Annotated in this window: 2 protein-coding genes; both read left to right on the top strand. The window is 65.9% G+C overall.

Going from position 1 to position 1,011, the window contains the following annotated elements:
• Window positions 1–491: 491 nt before the first annotated feature.
• Window positions 492–680 (top strand): hypothetical protein, encoded by a 189-nt coding sequence (locus A5625_RS29060; RefSeq protein WP_156748113.1) that lies wholly within the window; start codon window positions 492–494, stop codon window positions 678–680.
• 35 nt (window positions 681–715) lie between these two features.
• Entirely contained in the window at window positions 716–925 is a 210-nt protein-coding gene (locus tag A5625_RS10575; protein ID WP_156748111.1) for a hypothetical protein, read from the top strand.
• Window positions 926–1,011: the final 86 nt, after the last annotated feature.

The following is a 1,011-nucleotide window of genomic DNA, read 5'->3' as shown; positions in this document are numbered from 1 at the left end:
GTCGAACCCGCGACCCCACCCACCACATCGCGCAACTTCGCCAAGTCACGCACCGGCGCCCAACCCGGCCCGGCCACCACCTGCTCCCGCTGCCCACCCACCAACAACCCAACACACCAACCGCGCACCGATCGGGCACACCCTCACGGCCGCGCGGCCCGATCAGGGCGCACTTCCCGATTCGACAACCGCGGAGGGCCGCGCTGCGCTGTCGGGCTTTGGTGTGGAACAGACAAAGTCGGCGAGCTCGGCGGCGTCCGGCGGGGTGGTGCTGGGCCGCCTCGAAAGTCGCAGCGCATCCGGAATGGACACCACCAGTGGCGGGGTTGATGGCGGCGAGGATGCGGTGGCGCGCGACCCGTCGTCGCGGTTGGTGTCCGATGCTGACAGTAACGCATTGAGTGCGGGTCGTAGTGATCGTGGGGGTGATCTCGGTGACACCCAGCCAACACCGAGCGCCGATGATCCCGATAGGGTTTTCACTGACGCCAATGACCACAACGCTGTGCCGGTGGGACGGGTTGCGCGGGGTGGCAGCGGGATTGATGGGCGCGGGTCACTGTCTAGTTCCAATAGTGTTGGTACGCACCATGATTCAATTGTCGATCCCGCTGTTGATCGGCACGGTGGTCAGGTCGGGCATGCTTCTGTTGATGGGGTCGGTGAGGGTTTTGGGCTGAGGTTGCCGATCTCTGATGCGCGGCTAAAGGAGTTGGTGGCTGGGGTTCCCACCAACCTGGTGGGCGAAGAGTTGGTCGAGTGTGGGCCGTTGGTGGCGTGGTTGGTGCGTGCGTTGTATCCGGGTGGTGTTCGTGTGATGGCGGCGTCTGATGACGGCGCGGTCGGTCGTGGTGGGGTGGGTGGGCAGCGGGAGCAGGTGGTGGCCGGTGGAGCGGACCCGCCGAGCGGGAGTTGGTGTGGCTGACTCTCGGCGGTGGTGTCGCGTGTGGTCTTGATCGCGGTGTCGGTGTCAGTGTCGGTGTTGGTGGCGGTCGCGGAGTTGGTGTCGGT

Origin of the sequence: Mycobacterium sp. 1465703.0, assembly GCF_001672975.1 — a bacterium.
GTDB lineage: Bacteria > Actinomycetota > Actinomycetes > Mycobacteriales > Mycobacteriaceae > Mycobacterium.
The sequence above is the reverse complement of the archived record's forward strand: the minus strand, read 5'-3'. Positions and strand labels throughout refer to the sequence as shown.